The sequence below is a fragment of the Embleya australiensis genome, from assembly GCF_051903075.1.
Lineage (GTDB): Bacteria > Actinomycetota > Actinomycetes > Streptomycetales > Streptomycetaceae > Embleya.
The window spans coordinates 2,820,149-2,837,054 of sequence record NZ_CP182423.1 but is presented as its reverse complement, the minus strand read 5'-3'; the positions used below and the strand labels follow the sequence as shown (position 1 = coordinate 2,837,054).

General features: G+C 72.6%; 16 protein-coding genes. 1 reads left to right on the top strand and 15 read right to left on the bottom strand.

Going from position 1 to position 16,906, the window contains the following annotated elements:
• Positions 1-20 precede the first annotated feature (20 nt).
• From ACMXN5_RS42520 to ACMXN5_RS42470, 11 genes are all read right to left on the bottom strand, one after another.
• Complete coding sequence (locus ACMXN5_RS42520) at positions 21-1,073, bottom strand: right-handed parallel beta-helix repeat-containing protein (RefSeq protein WP_439680222.1); 1,053 nt, start codon at positions 1,071-1,073, stop codon at positions 21-23.
• 71 nt (positions 1,074-1,144) lie between these two features.
• Entirely contained in the window at positions 1,145-2,533 is a 1,389-nt protein-coding gene (locus ACMXN5_RS42515) for an acetyl-CoA carboxylase biotin carboxylase subunit (RefSeq protein ID WP_439680221.1), read from the bottom strand.
• Positions 2,534-2,554: 21 nt separating this feature from the next.
• A complete protein-coding gene (locus tag ACMXN5_RS42510) occupies positions 2,555-3,181 on the bottom strand; it encodes an acetyl-CoA carboxylase biotin carboxyl carrier protein (RefSeq protein WP_439680220.1) in 627 nt (208 codons plus the stop codon).
• The gene (accD, locus tag ACMXN5_RS42505; RefSeq protein ID WP_439680219.1) at positions 3,178-5,253 is read right to left on the bottom strand and encodes an acetyl-CoA carboxylase, carboxyltransferase subunit beta; all 2,076 of its coding nucleotides are present in this window, start codon (positions 5,251-5,253) and stop codon (positions 3,178-3,180) included. The genes ACMXN5_RS42510 and accD overlap by 4 nt, the downstream gene beginning before the upstream one ends.
• A gap of 52 nt (positions 5,254-5,305) precedes the next feature.
• The gene (locus ACMXN5_RS42500) at positions 5,306-5,638 is read right to left on the bottom strand and encodes a TcmI family type II polyketide cyclase (protein WP_395792832.1); all 333 of its coding nucleotides are present in this window, start codon (positions 5,636-5,638) and stop codon (positions 5,306-5,308) included.
• 99 nt (positions 5,639-5,737) lie between these two features.
• A complete protein-coding gene (locus ACMXN5_RS42495; protein WP_439680218.1) occupies positions 5,738-6,220 on the bottom strand; it encodes an SRPBCC family protein in 483 nt (160 codons plus the stop codon).
• 1 nt (position 6,221) lies between these two features.
• Positions 6,222-6,476, bottom strand: coding sequence for an acyl carrier protein (locus tag ACMXN5_RS42490; RefSeq protein WP_395792836.1), 255 nt, complete (start codon positions 6,474-6,476; stop codon positions 6,222-6,224).
• Positions 6,477-6,555: 79 nt separating this feature from the next.
• A complete protein-coding gene (locus ACMXN5_RS42485) occupies positions 6,556-7,800 on the bottom strand; it encodes a beta-ketoacyl synthase N-terminal-like domain-containing protein (RefSeq protein WP_439680217.1) in 1,245 nt (414 codons plus the stop codon).
• On the bottom strand, positions 7,797-9,065 hold the full coding sequence (locus ACMXN5_RS42480) for a beta-ketoacyl-[acyl-carrier-protein] synthase family protein (RefSeq protein ID WP_439680216.1): 1,269 nt from the start codon (positions 9,063-9,065) through the stop codon (positions 7,797-7,799). Before ACMXN5_RS42480 ends, ACMXN5_RS42485 begins: the two co-directional genes overlap by 4 nt.
• On the bottom strand, positions 9,062-9,478 hold the full coding sequence (locus ACMXN5_RS42475) for a cupin domain-containing protein (protein ID WP_395792840.1): 417 nt from the start codon (positions 9,476-9,478) through the stop codon (positions 9,062-9,064). The genes ACMXN5_RS42480 and ACMXN5_RS42475 overlap by 4 nt, the downstream gene beginning before the upstream one ends.
• Before the next feature lie 52 nt (positions 9,479-9,530).
• The gene (locus ACMXN5_RS42470; protein WP_439680215.1) at positions 9,531-10,760 is read right to left on the bottom strand and encodes a SchA/CurD-like domain-containing protein; all 1,230 of its coding nucleotides are present in this window, start codon (positions 10,758-10,760) and stop codon (positions 9,531-9,533) included.
• A 356-nt stretch (positions 10,761-11,116) separates the two neighbouring features.
• Between ACMXN5_RS42470 and ACMXN5_RS42465 the strand changes: the two genes are divergently transcribed.
• Positions 11,117-12,820: an FAD-dependent oxidoreductase gene (locus tag ACMXN5_RS42465; protein WP_439680214.1), complete on the top strand. Its 1,704-nt coding sequence runs from the start codon at positions 11,117-11,119 to the stop codon at positions 12,818-12,820.
• Between the two features lie 93 nt (positions 12,821-12,913).
• Here ACMXN5_RS42465 and ACMXN5_RS42460 read toward each other — a convergent pair whose 3' ends face one another.
• The 4 genes from ACMXN5_RS42460 to ACMXN5_RS42445 form a co-directional block, all read right to left on the bottom strand.
• On the bottom strand, positions 12,914-13,549 hold the full coding sequence (locus ACMXN5_RS42460; protein ID WP_439681401.1) for a class F sortase: 636 nt from the start codon (positions 13,547-13,549) through the stop codon (positions 12,914-12,916).
• Between the two features lie 200 nt (positions 13,550-13,749).
• Positions 13,750-14,154 (bottom strand): hypothetical protein, encoded by a 405-nt coding sequence (locus ACMXN5_RS42455; RefSeq protein WP_395792846.1) that lies wholly within the window; start codon positions 14,152-14,154, stop codon positions 13,750-13,752.
• A 264-nt stretch (positions 14,155-14,418) separates the two neighbouring features.
• A complete protein-coding gene (locus ACMXN5_RS42450; protein WP_439680213.1) occupies positions 14,419-15,453 on the bottom strand; it encodes a methyltransferase in 1,035 nt (344 codons plus the stop codon).
• A gap of 260 nt (positions 15,454-15,713) precedes the next feature.
• The gene (locus tag ACMXN5_RS42445) at positions 15,714-16,874 is read right to left on the bottom strand and encodes a PucR family transcriptional regulator (protein WP_439680212.1); all 1,161 of its coding nucleotides are present in this window, start codon (positions 16,872-16,874) and stop codon (positions 15,714-15,716) included.
• Between the last annotated feature and the right edge of the window lie 32 nt (positions 16,875-16,906).

Here is a 16,906-nt window from a genome sequence, read left to right as displayed (position 1 = left end):
CGGCCCCCTCCCGACAACCGTCAGCAGTGCCCGGCGGGCTCGGACCGCTCACACACGTTCGCCTCGAACGTGTTGATCTCGGTGACCCGGTACGCCAGGTCGGAAGGCGCGTTGCCCGTCACCACGTTGCCCCGGATCACATTGCCCACGGTCGGGCGCCCGGCCTGGCTGGGCATCACCACGATGCCGCCCGACATCGGCGACTCCCCCTGGTTGTCCCGCACCTGATTGTCCGACACCTGCGTCTCCCGGGCGCCGGTGAGCACGATGCCGGAACCCTGGATGAAGGCCAGCCGCGGATTCGGCGGGCAATACTTGTTGTTCTCGTCGATGCGATTGCCCCGGATCGCCAGCGGCCCGGCGGCGGGTTCCTTGTCGTCGCCCACGATGAACACCCCGGCGCAGTTCCCGGTCAGTTCGTTCTGCTCGATCGCCAACTCCCGCCCGCGCCGGATCAGTACGCCGAGCCGGTTGCCGGCGGAGTGGTTGCGGGCGATGCTCGCGCCCATCGCGTCGGCGGTGTCCGCCAGGAACAGCCCCGCCTGGCCGTTGTCCTCGGCGGTGTTGTCGGTGAGTTCGCCCTGAACCGAGTTCTCCTGGCCGATCCCGTGTTCGCCGTTGTGATGTGCGAACACCCGGCGCACCCGCATACGTTCGGTGCCGCTGCCCATCACGCCGGTCTTGGTGAAGCCGGTGACGGTCAACGACTGGATCCGCACATCCGCGACCCGGTGCTCGGCCGTGCCGACCACGCACAGCCCGTTCCCGGCCACCGCGCACTCGTTCGTCGCGTCCGCTTCACCCGGGGTGAGCACCGTACGCTCGCCCGCCCCGCGAATCGTCAGCCGATCGGTGCGGACCAGGACGCTACCGGTGTACGTACCGGGCGCCACCTCGATGGTGTCCCCGGGCGCGGCGGCGTCCACCGCCGCCTGGATCGACTCGCCCGGATGGACGACATGCCGGGTCTCCGCCTGCGCGGTCGGCGCCAACACCGAGCCGAGGATCGTGAGCGCGGTGACACAGCCGAGGGGAAGCAGCCGCTGTACGGGCAGTGCGTGCATGGGGTGCATGGGGAATGATCCGCCTTCGCTTGTGCAGGAACGGGTACGGGAATCGGGTCGCGCCGCAGGGCCTCAGGGCCTCACGGCACCGGGGCGGGCTCGGCCGGGGCGGACTCGGTGACGTCCGAGGTCATCGTGTCCACCAGGTCCGTGGTGTGTTCGCCGGCTCGGAAGCTCGGGTGCGCCAGCAGTCGCCGCAGGAAGCCCAGCGTGGTCTGTACCCCGCCGCCGGCCACCCGGAATTCGCCCAGAGCCCGCTCGGCGCGCGCGATGGCCCGCTCCCGGTCGGGTGCCCAGACGATCGCCTTGGCGAGCAGCGAGTCGTAGTCCGGACCGACCGTCCAGCCCGGATAGGCGTGCGTGTCGATCCGCACGCACGGACCGCCGGGCGGCACGAACTCCGCCAACCGGCCGGGCGTCGGCGCGAAGGCCCGGGCCGGATCCTCGGCGTTGATCCGGCACTCGATCGCCACCCCGCGCGGCACCACGTCGTCCTGACCGAACGTCAGCGGCGCACCAGCGGCGATGGCGAGCTGTTCGCGCACGATGTCCACGCCGGTGACCATCTCGGTGACCGGATGCTCCACCTGGATCCGGCAGTTGATCTCCAGCAGGTGGAACCGGTTCGCGGGCGTGACCACGAACTCGAAGGTGCCCGCGCCCACGTAGCCGACCGCCGTCGCCCCGCGCAACGCCGCCGCGCACATCGCCTCGCGCGTCTCGGCCGGCAGGTTCGGGGCGGGCGACTCCTCGACCAGCTTCTGGTGCCTGCGCTGCGCGGAGCAGTCCCGCTCGCCCAGGTGCACGGCGCCGCCGCGGCCGTCGCACAACACCTGTACCTCGACGTGCCGGGCGCGGTCGATGTAGCGCTCCAGGTAGAGCCGTTCGTCACCGAAGACGGCTCGTGCCCGGGCGCGGGTGTCCTGGTAGGCCCAGGCCAGCTCGTCCGGGTCGCGGACCACGCTCATCCCGCGACCGCCACCGCCCGCCACCGCCTTGAGGATCACCGGATAGCCGACCCGCGCGGCGATCTCGGCGGCCTCCATCGGTGAACTCAACGCGCCGTCGCTGCCGGGGAGTACCGGCAGTCCGGCCGCGGCCATCACCGCGCGCGCCTCGCTCTTGTCGCCGAGCCGCTGCATCACGTGCGGCGGCGGGCCGATGAAGGTGATCCCGTGCGCCTCGCAGATCTCGGCGAAGTCGGGGTCCTCGGACAGGAATCCGTAGCCGGGGTGGATCGCCTCCGCCCCCGTGCGCCGGGCCGCCTCGATGATCGCCGGCATGTTGAGATAGCTGGACCTGGCCGGCGGCGGACCGATGTGCACGGCCTCGTCCGCGAAGCGCACCACCGCGGACTCCCGGTCCGCGGTGGAGTACACGGCCACGCTGCGGATGCCCATTTCGCGGCAGGTGCGGGCGACCCGCAGGGCGATTTCACCGCGGTTGGCGATGAGCACGGTCGAGAACACGGGGACCACCTCGGGTCGTCGTCAGTGCCGGTTGTGGGAGCCGCCGGGACGGTCGTCGGCGCCTACGTCCGGATCGGCGCCGACGGTGTCGATCACGAGCAGGGGCTCCTGGTACTCGACCGGCTGCGCGTCGGCCACCAGCACCTCCACCACCAGCCCGGACACCTCGGCGGTGACGGTGTTCATCATCTTCATGACCTCGAGGATGCCCACCGTCTGACCGGGGTGGACGGTGTCGCCGACGCTGACGAACGGCTTCGCGCCCACCTCGGGAGCGTGGTAGAAGGTGCCGACCATCGGGGCCGACACGTAGCGACGTCCGCCGTCCGGCTCGGCCGACTGCTCGCCGGGGACGGCGGCGACGGGCGCGGCGCCGGGAACGGCGGGCGCGGCCCCGGAGGGGGCGGCCTCGGGCCATTCGATCTCGATGCTGGTGTCGCCGCAGCGCAACCGGATCCACCGCGGCGGCACGGGCGCCGGCCGCACCGGGCCCGGCGCCTCGGGGGCGGCCGGCCGAGGATGCGCGGACCCGTGCGCGGGATCGAACGGTCTGACCCAGCGCTCGTCGGCATAGCCGGCGGGGTGGCGGTCGGGTCGATCATCGGCGTGCGCGTCGCGCGCCGGGGACGGTCCATGGGGCGAACTCATCGGGCACTTCCTTCGACAGGAGCAACTTCGACGGGGACGGCCTCCGCACGGACCGTCTCGACACGCACGGCCGCGCCGGGAGCAACTTCCGCCCGGGCGACGCGAGTACGAGCGGAGACACCTCGGACCGAGCCGGCACCGACGGAGTCGGCCCGACCATGCTCGGCGCGAACGGTCTCGGCACGGGTGGCTTCGACACGAGCGGCCTCGGGGCGGGTGGCCTCGGCATGGGTGGCCTCGGCGGCGCCGAACCTCCGGAAACGTTCGCCGCGTTCGCGCAGGAGGCGGGTGCGGTTCAGGGCGAGGAGTTCGTCGACGACGGGGATCAGGGCGGTGCGCAGCAGTGTGGCGGCTCGGCCGGGGTCGGTGTGGGCGCCGCCGGGTGGCTCGGGAACGATCCCGTCGACCACACCGAGGCGCAGCAGGTCGCGCGGCCCCATACGAAGCGCCGCCGCCGCGGCGGGGGCCGCCGACGGGTCCTTCCACAGGATGGCGGCGCAGCCCTCGGGGCTGATCACCGAGTAGATGCCGTGCTCGCCGATCAGCACCCGGTCGGCCACGGCCAGCGCCAGTGCGCCGCCGCTGCCGCCCTCGCCGGTGATCACCGTGACGATGGGGGTGGCCAGTCGGGCCATCAGGCGCAGGTTCTCCGCGATGGCGACGGCCTGGCCGTCGCGTTCGGCGTCCGGCCCGGGGTTGGCTCCCGGCGTGTCGACCAGGGTGATCACCGGCAGGCCGAGCTTGGCGGCGAGCCGCATCAGCCGGGCCGCCTTGCGGAAGCCGGCCGGGGTGGCCATGCCGAACTTGCGGTATTGCCGCTCGGCGAGGTTGTCGCCGCCCTTCTGATGCCCGATCAGCATCACCGGCCGACCGTCGAGCCGACCGATGCCGCCCACGATCGCGGGGCAGTCGGCACCAATACGATCCCCGTGCAACTCGTGGAAATCCTCCAGGAGTCGACCCGCGTAGTCGAGCATCGTCGGCCGCCCCGCATGCCGCGCCAGCCGAACAGCCTCCCAGGGCTCACCGGGCTCCCCCGCAAGCTCACCGAGCGACGGCGCATGGCACGCATGTCCGTTCGCGGCTGACCCGTTCGCGGCAGACCCATCCGCCCCGGACCCGTTCCGAGCGACCCCGTTCGGCGTAGTGCCCCCCGGGGTAGCCCCGTTCGATGTCGAGCCGTTCGCCCCCGACTCGTACCCACCCGACACGACCCCGTTCAGGATCGTGCCGTTCCCCCCGTCCCGCCGCCCCGCCCTCGCCCCGCCCACCGCGAGGAAGTGCCGCAACGTCGCGCGCAGCGCCGGTCGCGCGACGATCGTGTCGACCATCCCGTGTTCGAGCAGGAATTCGGCGGTCTGGAACCCCTCGGGCAACCGTTCGCCGATGGTCTGCTCGATCACCCGTGGCCCGGCGAAGCCCATCCGCGCGCCGGGTTCGATCAGGATCACATCCGCCGGCGTCGCGAACGAGGCGGCCACCCCGCCGTACGTGGGATCCGTGATCAGCGACAACACCAACACGCCGGCCTCGTCCAGTTCCGCCAGGGCGTGCGCGGTCTTGGCCATCTGCATCAGCGACAGCACGCCCTCCTGCATGCGCGCCCCGCCCGAGGCGGTGATCAGCAGCAGCGGGATCCCCGTCCGCAGGCTCTCGTCGGCGGCGGCGGTGACCAGCGCGCCCACCGCGCAACCCAGACTGCCGCCGAGGAAACGGAAGTCCATCGCGACGACCACCACAGGCTGCCCGTGAATGGTGCCCCGCGCACACACCGCGGCCTCGTCCATGCCGGTCTCCGCACGCGCCCGATCCAGCCGTTCCGGGTAGGGGCGGGAGTCGACGAAGCCGAGCGGATCGTGCGGTGCGGGGTCGGCGCGCAGCGCGATCTCCGAGCCGGGATCGAGGAGTTGATCCAGGCGTTCACGCGCCGTCAGGCGCGCGTGCTCGCCGCAGTCGGGGCACACCCGCAGGTCCCGGGTGAAACGTTTGCCGTATACGAGTTCGGCGCAGCGTCCGCACTTGACCCAGTCGGGTCGGCTGTCGACGGTGAGCCCCGGATGGGTCTCGATCATGGCATCAGGTCCTTGGACGGTCGGGCCTTGGACGGTGGGGCGGGCGGCGAGGTCACCGCTGCGCGTCGCGCTCCCAGCGGTAGAACTCGCGGGCCATCGCGTCCTGGGGCGAGCGCCAGGTCTGCGGGTCGTACGCGTGCACATGCGCCGAGAGCCGTTCGCTGATGTCGCGGAACTCCGGGTGTCCGGCGACCTTCGCGACCGCGGGGCCGGGGGGCCGGTCGGCCTCGATCAGGTGCAGGTACAGGTCGCCGAACTGGAAGAGGCTGCGGCCGGTGACGCCGACCAGGTGCGGGAGTTCGCCGGTGTCGGAGGCGGCGAAGATGTCGGCGATCGGGGTCGCCGAGTCGGGCTTCATCCGGGCGACGATCAGGGTGCGGTGCATGGGTTGCCGTCCTTGTCGAGGGGTGGGCCGGTGGGGCCGCGAGACGCGCGGCCCCACCGGCGGGGCGTCGTCGCGCCGGGGCGGGCGACGACGCGGGGTTCACCAGGTGCGCACGGTGGGCGCTACGCCCGTCTCCCGGGCGCGCTCCTGGATCCGGTCCCGGATCAGTTCGAGCTGGACGCGCGAGTTGCGGTTGATGTTGTCCGTCATCCACTCGTCGTCGACCGGGGCGGTCTCCTTCATCGCGAAGTCCTGGACCCAGCGCATCCGTACGCCGTCGGGCACCTCGTGGTACTCCCAGCGGATGTGCATGTGCGCGAACGGCCCGGTCTCCACCCGGCGCGCCCACACCGTGCGCGTCTCGCGGTCGGCCTCGCGCTCGGACACCCAGCTCCAGATCTTCCCGTCCTTGTCGGGCTTCATGGTCAGGCGGAAGGTGACCTTGCTGCCTTCACGCTCCAGGACCTCCACCGACGCGTATTCGCTGAACAGGTTCGTCCAGTTGTCCACGTCGTTGGTGATGTCCCAGACCAGGTCGAACGGGGCCCCGATGACGATGTCGTTGTCGGTATGGCCGGCCATGTCACACTCCTGAGGTGAGTTGCGAATTGGTGGTTTCCAGGAACTCGCGCGGGGTCTTGCATTGGTCCACGTCCGCGCCGAGCGGGAACTTGTAGCGCCGCTCCAACTCGGCGACGATCCCGAGCAGGCCCAGCGAGTCGAGGCCGAACTGTTCGAACGTGGCTTCGGGGTCCCGCAGTTGCTCGGGCTGAGCGGTGACGCCGGCGCATGACTTCATCACCTCGGCGAGCACTTCGTGGGTGAGCGGTCCGTTCATCGCGGGCTTCCTTTCGGATGAGTCGGATGATGCGTACGAGGGGCACGGGTCGTACCGGCCGCGGGATTCGCCGAGTGGGCTACGGCGTGTCGGGGCGGCCGTCGCCTCGGCGCAGCACCAGTGCGGCGTTGCCGCCCATCAGGCCGCGGCTGAGCACCAGGGCGGTGCGCAGTTCGGCGGCCCTGGCCCGGCCGGTGACCAGGTCGAGGTCGTGGCAGACGTCGAACACGCCCGGGGTGGGCGGCAGTACGCCGTGTTCCATGGCCAGGATCGCGGCGGCGCAGTCGAGCATCGGTGCGCCGCAGTAGGCCCGGCCGATGCCGGCCTTGGGCGCGGTGACCGGCACCCGGGCGGCGCGGGCGCCCAACGCGTCGGACAGGGCGAGTACTTCGGCGTGGTCGGCCTCGGGGGTGCCGAGCGCGTCGGCGAAGACCACGTCGATGTCGGCGGGTCCGCATTCGGCCTCGGCCAGCGCGTCGCGGATCGCGCGGGCCAGTCCGTGCCGGGACGGCCCCCAGCCGCAGGTGCCGGTGAACGTCGCTCCGTGTCCGAGCACTTCGGCCCGGATCCGGGCGCCGCGCCGGCGGGCGGACTCGGCCTCCTCGACGACGAACATCGCGCCGCCCTCGGCGGGGGCGAAGCCTCGGGCGGCGGAGGTGAACGGGAGGTAGGCCCGTGCGGGGTCGGCGGCGAGGCTGAGCGCGTCGTAGCCGAGTTGGCAGACCATCGAGTACGGGGCGAGCGGTGCCTCGGCGGCGCCGACCACGACGGCGTCGGTGCCTCGGCGGATGGTCCGGACGGCGTGCGCGAGCGCATCCAGGCCGCCGGCCTCGTCGTTGGCCAGCACCGCGCAGGGGCCTTTGAAGCCGCCGCGGATGGAGATCTGGCCGGTGGTGGCCGCGTAGAACCAGGCGATCGACTGGTACGGCCCGACGAAGCCGGGTCCCTTGCCCCACAGGTTCTGCAGTTCGCGCTGACCGAACTCGCCGCCGCCGGAGCAGCTCGCGGTGGTCACCCCGACGCCGAAGGTGGACGTCGGGCCCAGTGCCGCGTCGGCCAGGGCCTGGTCGGCGGCGACCAGCGCGAAGTGGGTGAAGCGGTCGGTCTGGACCAGGTATCGCTCCTCGACCACGGCGGCGGGGTCGAAGTCGCGTACCTCGCCCGCGACGGTCAGCGGCAGGTGGTCGCAGCCTTCGCGGGAGATCCGGTCCAGCACGAAGCGGCCCTCGCGGGTCGCCTTCCAGAACACGTCGGCGCCGATGCCGTTGGGCGCGACGACGCCGACGCCGGTGACCACGGTGCGTCTTGCTGTGGAGCCGTTCATCGGGGTCTCCTCTCCCGACGGTCCAGGACCACCGCGGACTGGAAGCCGCCGAACCCGCTGCCCACCGACAACACCGTCGTCAGGCCCATCGGCCGGGCGGTGCCCGGCACGTAGTCGAGGTCGCACTCGGGGTCCGGCGTCTCGTAGTTGGCCGTGGGCGGCACCGCCTTGTGCTCCATCGCCAGGGCGCACGCGGCGAGTTCGATGGCGCCGATGGCGCCGAGCGAGTGGCCGACCATCGACTTGATCGAACTCATCGGCACCTTGTGTGCGTGTGCGCCGAGCGAGCGCTTGACGGCCGCGGTCTCGTGGCGGTCGTTCTGCTTGGTGCCCGAGCCGTGCGCGTTGACGTAGTCGACGGCGTCGGGGGCGACCTCCGCGTCCGCCAGTGCGCGGTCGATCGCCTCGGACATCTCCAGGCCCTCGCGGGTCAGGCCGGTCATGTGGTGTGCGTTGCCGCGCGTGGCGAACCCGCCGACCTCGCAGTACACATGGGCGCCGCGCCGGTGGGCGTGTTCGAGCTCCTCCAGGATCAGCACCGCGGCGCCCTCGCCGAGGACGAATCCGTCCCGGTCCGCGTCGAACGGCCGGGAGGCGTGCGCCGGGTCGTCGTTGCGGGTCGAGGTGGCCTTGATCGCGTCGAAGCAGGCGACCGTGATCGGCGAGATCGGCGAGTCGGCCGCGCCGGCGATGTACACGTCGGCGCGGCCCTCCTCGATCGCGTGCGCGGCGTAGCCGATCGCGTCGAGGCCGGAGGTACAGCCGGTGGAGACGGTCTGCACCGGGCCCTTGGCGACGAACTCCTCGGCCACCTCGGCGGCCAGGGTGCTCGGCGAGAAGGCCCGGTGCAGGAAGGGGTCGGCCCTGCGGTGGTCGACGGCCCAGGTCTTGCCGGGGCCGCTGACCGCGATGTAGTCGTGTTCGAGCCGGGTGGTGCCGCCCACGGCGGTGCCGAGGGAGACGCCGATCCGCCAGGGGTCCTCGGCGTCGCGGTCCAGGCCGCTGCCGCGGACCGCCTCGGCCGCCGCGGCGAGCGCGAACTGCACGTAGCGGTCCGCGCGTCGGGCCCGGTCGGGGTCGACGCCGCACGCGATCGGGTCGAAGTCGCATTCGGCGGCGATCCGGGAGCGGAACCCGGTGGGGTCGAAGAAGGTGATCCCGCGCGTCGCCGTGCGGCCCGCCATCAGCAGGTCCCAGAACGCGGTGACACCCACCCCACCGGGTGCCACCACCCCGACGCCGGTGACCGCGACCCGGCGCCTCAAGAGTCGGCGCCCACGGTCTCGGCGGGTTCGATCCCCTCCGTGTCGACGTGCCCGAGTTCGGGCCGCGGCGCGAGCGGGGCGAGTTGGAAGACCATCCGCGCCTGGACGCGGCCGACGTTGCGGAAGCGGTGGCGCATGTTCTTCGGGATCATCAGGCCCTGGTCGGGCCGGAGTTCGTGGGTGACGCCGTCCAGGTCGACCTCGATGGAGCCGACCACGACGTGGATGAACTCCTCGGAGTACGGGTGGTAGTGCTCGGCGATCATGTCCCCGGGCTCGATCAGGGCCAGGCCCATGAATCCGCTGGTGGAGCCGACGGTCGCCGGGCCGAGCGTGACCCGGAGGTCACCGCCGCGGCGGCGGTTCGGCTCGATCTCGTCCAGGTTGACGATGCGTACGGTCTGCGTGGTCATCTGTGCCACCTCCAAGTGGCGGGGCGGCGCCGTCGGGCGCCGCCCCGGGGGATCAGGCGTCGCGAGCGGCGCGACGGTCGGTGACGGGGGTCGTCTCGCACGCGGCGAGCAGTCGGCGCAGCCCCTCGTCGGTGTCCAACTCGCCGTCCTCGCCGAGGTCGAGCAGTCGGCTCAGCCGGGCGGCGGATTCCCGGCGGTCGACGCCGAGCAGCAGCGCCGGGTCCTGGTCCGCCGGGCCGCGCAGGTCCAGCACGCGGATCAGGGTGTCGCCGCGCAGGAAGACCTGGCTGTGCGCGATCGGGCCGCCGGCGACGGCGATCGCCTGCTCGTCGTGCCGGCGCAGCAGCGTCGCGGCGGATTCACCGCAGCCGTGCCGGACCGGGTACAGGAACGCGCGGCGGGTCGTCTCGGTCTTGTCCGACTTCTTGCCCGACGCCTTGCCCGACGCCTTGTCCGACTTCGTGGTCGGCGCGCTCAGGTGGTAGACCTCGGCCAGCGAGGAGCGCATGAAGAACGCGCGGGCGGCCTCGGAGTCGTTCAGGTCGCGCGCCTCCTCCAGGTGCGGGTTCAGCGCCTCCTCGGCGGCGCGCACCTGGGGCTGCTCGGCCACATGGCGCAGCGCGGCGCGCAGGTCGCCCTCGACCTCGATGGCCCGTACGACGCGGTTGCCGAGCATGAACACCGAGGTGCGGCGCAGCGAGGTGGTCGGGTTGACCCGGGCCTCGGGCGACTCGTAGCCGGCGAGGATGCGGGCCACCTCGGCCTCGCTGCCCGGCTTGACGGTGAAGGTGAGCGCGCAGCGCACCACGCCGGGGGCGGCCGGCGCGGCGACGCGGGCCTTGTCGGCCGCCGCCTTCGCCTTGGGCGTGGCGCCGGCCTTCGCCTTGCCCTTCGGCGCGCGGGCGCCGGTGGTCATCATCGGACCGTCGGGCGCGCGCAGGTCGGTCTCGCGGGCCACCGAGAAGCGCAGCGAGCGGGTGCCGCGCACGCAGCCGTGCAGCGGCTGGACCATCACCTGGTGCTCGGGGCTGTCCACCCACGCCAGGTATTGGGAGGCGCCCTCCCACTCGCTGGTGATCAGCCACTGGCTGGGGTCCTCGATGGACTGGCACAGCTGGTCGCGCAGGTGGCCCGGAACGGCGGCCACCTGGTGGCGGATGCCTTCGTAGGCCTCGAGGAAACGTTGCTCCGACCCTTCGTGCAGCTCCAGCATGAGCAGCACCCGGAGCTTGGACGTGGTGTCGGCGGTGGGATTCGCCGTGGAGTGGACGAGGGTGTCCATGTCAGTCCTTTGGTCATGGGATTCGGCCGAACGTCGTGCCCGCCCGCCGAGGGCGCTCCCGGGGGACCGGGTCGCACCGACGCCGCCCGGGGAACGGAAGGTCGAGCGGGTCGCGGTCGGTCGCGCCGCTCGCGCGATCACACCGGGATACCCGCCCGATCCGTCCGTCGGGACCCGGCTTCGACTTCGAGCGTGGCGGCCGATCATCACCCTGTGCATCTTTTGAGGGCATATGAGTGACATTGGGCAACGACGACCGGCCGGCGGCGATGAGCGGGAACAGGAGGACCCCCGGCGGACCTCCTCCGCCCGCGACGGCGGCCGGGTCCGCAGTCCTCGCCAACGCAGGAGTAGTGATGAACCCCGAGATCCAACACCGGGTGCCGGTCCTGGTCGTGGGCGGCTCGCTGGTCGGGCTGTCCACGTCCGTCTTCCTGGGCCGACTCGGCGTCCCGCACATGCTGGTGGAGCGGCACGCCGACACCTCGCGGCATCCGCGCGGGCGCGGCAACAACGTGCGCACGATGGAGGTGTTCCGCACCGCCGGGGTCGAGGATCGAATCCGCGCCGCGTCCGCCGTACTTGCCGACAACCACGGCATCCTCCAGGCGGACACCATCGCCGGCGACATCCAGGAGTGGCTGTTCAAGGAGATCGATCCGGGCGGCGGACTGGCCAAGTTCAGCCCGTCGTCGTGGTGTCTGTGCAGCCAGAACGACCTGGAGCCGGTACTCGCCGACTACGCCCGCGAACTCGGCGGCGACGTGCGCTTCGGTACCCAACTCCGGTCCTGTGTACCGGACGAGGACGGTGTGACGGCGGTCGTGGAGGCCCGCGAGAGCGGGCAACGGCTCACCGTGCGCGCCGACTACGTGGTCGCGGCGGATGGACCGCGCAGTCCGGTGCGCGACGCGCTGGGCATCGACGTGAGCGGTCCGGGCGACCTGTTCCACAACGTGAGCGTCACCTTCACCTCGCGCGACCTGGCCGCGCACGTCGGCGAACGCCGGTTCATCGTCTGCTATCTGACGAACCCTCGGGGCGAGGGCGCGCTGCTGCCGGTGGACAACCGGGAGCAATGGGTCTTCCACCTGCCGTGGCATCCGGAGGAGGACGAGCCGATCGAGGCGTTCTCCGACGAGCGCTGCGTGGCGCACATCCGCGCCGCCGCCGGGGTGCCGGACCTGGATGTGACGATCACCGGCAAGGCGCCGTGGCACGCCGCCGAGCGGGTGGCCGAACGTTACCGCTCCGGGCGGGTGTTCCTGGCCGGCGACTCGGCCCACGAGATGTCGCCCACCGGCGCGTTCGGGTCCAACACCGGGATCCAGGACGCGCACAACCTGGCCTGGAAACTGGCCGCGGTGCTGAACGGGCACGCGGGCGCCGACCTGTTGGACACCTACGAGGCGGAGCGCCGGCCGGTGGCGGTGGCCACGGCCGCGCGGGCGTCCACCCGTTCGGCCGAACACAGCCACCCGGGGTATGCCGCGCCCACGGTCGGCGGCGGCAAGCAGCCGGGCGTGCTCGGCGTGGTGCTCGGCTACCGCTACGCGTCCGCCGCCGTGCTCGGGGCGGACCCCGAACTGCCGGTGTTGCCCGAGCGGTTCCGGCCGCCGAACGGCGAGCCGGGCACCCGGGCGCCGCACCTGTGGCTGCGCCGCAACGACGCCCGGGTGTCCACCCTGGACCTGTACGAGACCTCGCCGGTGTTGCTGGTCGGCGCGGGTCCGGCCGGGGCCGCGTGGCAGCGGTCGGCGCAGCGTGCGAGCCGGCGCCTGGGCGTACCGGTGGCGGTGTACCGGGTGGGTACCGAGGCGGAGGCCGCGGTGGTGGACCTGGTCACCGCGCCGGACGTGGACTGGGCCGAGGTGCACGGGGTCACCGACGAGGGCGCGGTGTTGGTCCGCCCGGACGGTTTCGTCGCGTGGCGGGTCCCGGTCGCCGAGCCCGATCCGGAGGGCACCCTGGTGGGGGTGTTGGGCGCGGTGGCGTGCCGGACCGAGCGGGGCGAGCGGGGTGGTGAGGCCGCGAAGGTCGGCGGCGACGCTCAGGTGTAGCGGAACGCGCGGCGGCCGGCTCCGGGAGGAATCCGGGGCCGGCCACCGTGTGTTCGGGAGCGGGTGTACGAGGTCGCGCGCGTGCGGGGACGGCTACTCCGGGGGCAGCAGGTGGGCGAAGACGACCACGTTGTCCTTGTAGTCCTTGGCCTTGCGGTCGTACGTGCCGCCGCAGGTGATCAGCCGCAGCTGGGCGTCCTGGGTCTTTCCGTACACCCGCTCGTCGGGGAAGGCGTCCTTCGGGAACGCCTCGACCGAGTCGACCGCGAACCTGGCCACGCTGCCGTCGGCGCGCGAGATCTCCACGGTGTCGCCGGACTTGAGGCTGCCGAGCCCCCAGAAGACAGCGGGGCCCATCATCGTGTCGACGTGGCCGAGCACGAGCGCGTTGCCCCGGGACCCGGGGGTGACGCCCTCCTCGTACCAGCCGGCCAGATTGCGGTTGCCCGCGGGCGGGACGTCCAGGACCCCGGAGGAGTTGAGGCCGAGGCCGATGAACGGGGCGTCCACCTTGATTCGGGGGATCTTGATCCGCACCGGCTCCGAACGTTTCATCGCCCCGGGGGTCGGGCTCGGCGAGGGGGCGGCGCTCGCCGCGGCGCTCGGTTGCGCGGCGGCGGGCACGGGTTGGGGTGGCGGACCCGAGTCGCTGCTCAGGTCGTGCTTGATCATCAGGGCGCCCAGGAGGATCGCCACCGCGGCGATCGCCATCAGTCGAGCGGCGCTCATGCGGCGCGGCGCGGCGGGCTCGGACGTCTCGGTGGGCGGAGCGGGGTCGGGCAAGACGATGCCTCTTTCCTGGCCGAAGGAGTACCGGGGCCGGCTTCGGGGGAACCGGCGGTGCGGGCCGGGGCGGGGACGACGTCACCGTGGCCACCGCCCCGGGAAGGGCGGTGGCCACGGCGGGTGTTGCCTGGGGGCGGGACGGGTCAGGCCCGAGCCGCCGAGACGGCGGGACGACGACGCAGCGCGTAGACGCCGACGCCGACACCACCCGCGATCAGGGCCGCACCGGTGCCGAGCGCGGCACCGTCGTCGAGGAAGGAGCCGCCGATGCCGGTGTGCACGCCACCGTGCGGGCTCTTGTGCTCCTTCCAGGACTTCTCGTGCGAGCCGCCTTCGCCGCCCTTGTCCTCACTGGATTCGCCGCCCTTGTCGGGCGTCCACTTTCCTTCACCGGACCAGGACTTCTCCTGCCCGCCGTTCCCGGGGGCCGAAGGGCCGCTGTCCGGCTTCACCGGCGCCGGGGCATCGGCGTAGGCGGCCGGGACCGCCAGGGTCAGGGCGGCGAAGCCGAGGGCGGAACCGGCGACGAGAGCGCGTGCACGACGCATCGTGATATTCCTTCCGGCGCTCGCGAACTGCCGACGGGCATCGGCAACGGGGATCGGCGAGGCGCCTTCATCACCATCGAACGGCGCCGGCGACCCCGCGACCCGCGTGACTGCATTCGGGGCCCCCGCTCTGGGCCTCCCGGGCGGAAATCCCGACCGGCTTCACCCCCGGGGAGCAGTCGCATGTTTAGCTCATGGTGATCATGCATGACTTTCCGTAGCCGGAGGCGGCGGGGCGGGTCGGACGGGTCGGGTGCGGCCCGATCAGGCCGGGACCGTGCACTCGAACATGTGCAGCGAGGGGTTCACCGCGCGCACGTCCCGGCCGCGCAGGCCCGCCTGCTCGATCAGGGTCAGCAGGCTGTCCTTGGTGTGTTTGCGGCCGCCGACGTTGAGTAGCAGCAGGAGGTCCATCGCCGCGGTGAAGCGCATCGAGGCGGTCTCGTCGACCAGGTTCTCGATCACCGCGACGCGGGCACCGGGGGCGGCCGCGGCGACGATGTTGCGCAGCGTGCGGAGCGTGCTGTCGTCGTCCCATTCGAGGATGTTCTTCACGATGTACAGGTCTGCCCGCACGCCGATGTCGACCCGGCAGTCCCCGCCCACCAGGGTTGCCCGGCCGGCGAGTTCGCCGCCGTCGCGCAGTCGGCGGTCCGCCGAGGCGACCACGCCGGGCAGGTCGAGCAGGGTGCCGCGCAGGGTCGGGTTGCGCTCCAGAAGGGTGGCCAGGACCAGGCCCTGGCCGCCGCCGATGTCGGCGACGGAGTCCACGCCGGTCAGGTCGAGCGCCGCGGTGACGTCCTGGGCGGAGGTCCGGCTGGACTGGGTCATCGCCCGGTCGAGGGCGGCGGCCGACTCGGGGGCGTCCTCGTGCAGGTAGTCGAAGAACTGCTTGCCGTGCAGCTCGGGGAAGACGCTGCCGCCGGAGCGCACCGCGCGGTCCAGGTGCGGCCAGGCCTCCCAGGTCCACGGCTCGGTGGTCCACAGCGCCACGTCCCGCATGCTGCGGGGCGCGTCCGCGCGCAGCAGGCGGGATGCCTCGGTGTGCGTGTAGCGGCCGTCGGGCTCCTCGGCGAAGACGCCCTGGCAGGCGAGCGCGCGCAGCAGGCGGTGCAGTGCCCCGGGGTGCGCGGACACCTCGCGGGCCAATTCCTCGACGGTCGCCGGGGTGTCGCCCAGCGCGTCGGGCAGGCCCAGGCGCAGCGCGGCGCGCAGCGCGCCGGCGGACATCGCGCCGAACGCCAGCTCGCGCAGCCGGGTGGCCGCCTGCGGGGTAAGGGTCACGTCGGTTTCGGTCATGCTGATCGCCTCTCGACCGGTGGGACACCCCGAGCAACCGGCGGGCTCGACCGAATCGGCCCGCGCGTCGACGTCCCGGCGGTCCGCACCGGGGCTGGAACGACTGTGACCCACACCCGGCGGCATCCCGCCGAGGCGCGGCCGATCGACGCGAACTCTCGCCCGGGAGTCATCCGGATGGCCCCACTCGGACACCGGCGGGCGGATGATTCGGGGGCTTGCGGGAGGCGCCCGGGGGCCTGCGCGCGCTCGTGGGGGTGTTACGGGACCTCTCGGAGGGCCAGGAGGAGTTCGCGGGCGGTCAGGGCGGCCTGGAGTTGGAGGGTGACCTCGGGGTCGAGGGGATTGGCGCCGAGGAGTTCGCGGATCTGGCCGATCCGGTAGCCGACCGAGTTGCGGTGCAGGTGCAGCAGCTCGGCGACCGCGGCGCGGCTGCCGTTGGTGGCCAGCCACGCGCTGAGCGTGGCCACCCATTCCTCACGTTCCAGGATCGGGCCCAGGTGTTGGTCCACGAACGCCTGGAGTCGGGCCGGTGGCACGCCGAACAGCAGTTGGGCCAGGCCGAGCGAGGAGAACATCAGCTGTACCTCGCCGGGGCGGCGGCGCAGCAGGCCGAGCACGGTCTCCGCGTCGTGGAAGGAGCGGGCCGTCCCGCGCGGGTCGCTGACCGTGGGGCCGGCGGCGGCCAGTACGGGGACGTCGCCGACCATGCCCTGGAGCCGGATGCGGATGCGGCTGATCTCGCGTTCGACGTTGCCCGAGAGCACCGCCAGGCCCAGTTCGCCCTCTTGGCGCACCGGCATCTCCAGCCAGGACAGCGCGGTGGTCCAGGTGCGCTGGTTGGGTCCGGAGTAGGCGAACACGACGGCGGAGTGAGGGCGATCGAGGTGCAGGCCGAACCGGGCGGCGGTGCGCGTGACATCGCCCAGGTTGCGCAGCGCGCCGTAGCGCAGTTCGTCGATCAGGCGACCCGCGGTCTCGGCGGTCGCGGTGGCCACCGCGTCCCGCCGGATCGCCTCGATCGCCACCGCCGTGACCGCGGCGCGCAGCAGCGGCTCGTCGTCGCGGGCGCCGTCCGGCTCGCCCAACAGCAGTAGTCCGACCCGGCGTTGGGCCACCCGTACGGGCAACGCCGAGGCCCGCCAGCCCTCGTCGCAGGTGACCTCGACCACGCGGTCCTCGACGAATACGTGGGCCACCGCGACGGGGGTCATCGACTCGGTGCCGTCGTCGGTCGCGGCGAGCACACCGCCGTGCACGCCCACCAGTCGGGCGGTGCGGCCGGTACGCCGGGCCAGGGCTCGCAGGATCGCGGGCCAGCCGTCGCCGGAGAGGGCGAGGACGTTCAGCTCACGCTCGAACGCCTCGGCCCGGTCCGGCACGGGGGTCCGGTTTTCCGTGACTTCTGCCTTGTCGATCATGGATTTCCGCACCTTAGCCGGTCGTTGTTACG

What these genes read in the sequence shown, in the direction of transcription:
- ACMXN5_RS42520 (WP_439680222.1), bottom strand. Translation starts at nt 1,073, where the DNA reads ATGCACCCCATGCACGCACTGCCCGTACAGCGGCTGCTTCCCCTCGGC.
- ACMXN5_RS42510 (WP_439680220.1), bottom strand. Translation starts at nt 3,181, where the DNA reads ATGAGTTCGCCCCATGGACCGTCCCCGGCGCGCGACGCGCACGCCGAT.
- accD (WP_439680219.1), bottom strand. Translation starts at nt 5,253, where the DNA reads ATGATCGAGACCCATCCGGGGCTCACCGTCGACAGCCGACCCGACTGG.
- ACMXN5_RS42500 (WP_395792832.1), bottom strand. Translation starts at nt 5,638, where the DNA reads ATGCACCGCACCCTGATCGTCGCCCGGATGAAGCCCGACTCGGCGACC.
- ACMXN5_RS42495 (WP_439680218.1), bottom strand. Translation starts at nt 6,220, where the DNA reads ATGGCCGGCCATACCGACAACGACATCGTCATCGGGGCCCCGTTCGAC.
- ACMXN5_RS42490 (WP_395792836.1), bottom strand. Translation starts at nt 6,476, where the DNA reads ATGAACGGACCGCTCACCCACGAAGTGCTCGCCGAGGTGATGAAGTCA.
- ACMXN5_RS42485 (WP_439680217.1), bottom strand. Translation starts at nt 7,800, where the DNA reads ATGAACGGCTCCACAGCAAGACGCACCGTGGTCACCGGCGTCGGCGTC.
- ACMXN5_RS42475 (WP_395792840.1), bottom strand. Translation starts at nt 9,478, where the DNA reads ATGACCACGCAGACCGTACGCATCGTCAACCTGGACGAGATCGAGCCG.
- ACMXN5_RS42470 (WP_439680215.1), bottom strand. Translation starts at nt 10,760, where the DNA reads ATGGACACCCTCGTCCACTCCACGGCGAATCCCACCGCCGACACCACG.
- ACMXN5_RS42465 (WP_439680214.1), top strand. Translation starts at nt 11,117, where the DNA reads ATGAACCCCGAGATCCAACACCGGGTGCCGGTCCTGGTCGTGGGCGGC.
- ACMXN5_RS42460 (WP_439681401.1), bottom strand. Translation starts at nt 13,549, where the DNA reads ATGAGCGCCGCTCGACTGATGGCGATCGCCGCGGTGGCGATCCTCCTG.
- ACMXN5_RS42455 (WP_395792846.1), bottom strand. Translation starts at nt 14,154, where the DNA reads ATGCGTCGTGCACGCGCTCTCGTCGCCGGTTCCGCCCTCGGCTTCGCC.
- ACMXN5_RS42450 (WP_439680213.1), bottom strand. Translation starts at nt 15,453, where the DNA reads ATGACCGAAACCGACGTGACCCTTACCCCGCAGGCGGCCACCCGGCTG.
- ACMXN5_RS42445 (WP_439680212.1), bottom strand. Translation starts at nt 16,874, where the DNA reads ATGATCGACAAGGCAGAAGTCACGGAAAACCGGACCCCCGTGCCGGAC.